This is a genomic window from Pseudomonas sp. CBZ-4 (assembly GCF_000346755.1).
GTDB lineage: Bacteria > Pseudomonadota > Gammaproteobacteria > Pseudomonadales > Pseudomonadaceae > Aquipseudomonas.
The window spans coordinates 1-904 of record NZ_ANNV01000128.1; the positions used below are offsets into that span (position 1 = coordinate 1).

General features: G+C 55.0%; 1 protein-coding gene. It reads left to right on the top strand.

Going from position 1 to position 904, the window contains the following annotated elements:
• Positions 1 to 134: 134 nt before the first annotated feature.
• Positions 135 to 904 (top strand): hypothetical protein (locus B348_RS0117120; protein ID WP_026136845.1); only part of this gene is annotated, 770 nt, incomplete at its 3' end.

Below are 904 nucleotides of genomic sequence, written 5' to 3' on the forward strand. Positions count from 1 at the left end.
CCTTCGGGGCGCACACAACCTTTGCCGGACAGCGCCCACCCACCGCTCGAAATCCAGTTCCCCGAGCGGAAATGGTGACACCGACTATGCGAATCCAGGCACCCGACCCCGTTGATACCCAGAAGGACCTCGCCATGTTCTCCCGCATGCCCACGCTGTTATGCGCACTGTTTTTTGGTCTAAGCGGTTGCCGCCAGGACTACAGCCTGTCACCGCCTGCTGACAGCGAAAAGATAACCGTCACAGTGAAACTACCCAAGGAACTGAAAACTGAAACTATGTGGGTCATGTATCGCTCGGCTACCTGTAAGCGCATCAGCACTGGAGCCAGTGGTCAGCGAACTGAAAGGGATGGCTATCACTCGGTTTACAAGGAGTTGGAGCGCCAAGGGCAGAGCGATATATATCGCGTGGAACTGCTAAAGGATGGAGGCGGTGCGTGTCGCTGGCATCTGGCGAACGCAACCTTTGGTGTGGTCTATGCAGATCCGACGCGTTTTGGCGAGAACGTGACCGCTGGCGCGGGGGGCGGGGTAATCGTGATATTCGACTACAACAATTCACCAAGAGGTGGTCCTGATTTCAAAGTCGATGGAAATCTGACGATCAAGAGGGACTACTACCCTTGGGTTAAAGAGGCTTTTCTGGGGGGGTATCACAAGCGTATTAGTCTTGCAGGAGAGGGTGGTATTTACCTGAAGTTTCAAGCGTTGAAAGCCCGCACGGTGTACTTCGAGCCCACGTTGCATTCGGCATTTACTGTGTTCTCCACACAACCAAAGGAGAAGAAAGAAGGCAACCACACGACCTTCACCTATCCCGACGGCACTGTCGTAGCCGATGGCCGATCACAACCCGACTTCTTAAAACTCCAAACCCTACGCACCGGCCGCGCCCGCGAGTG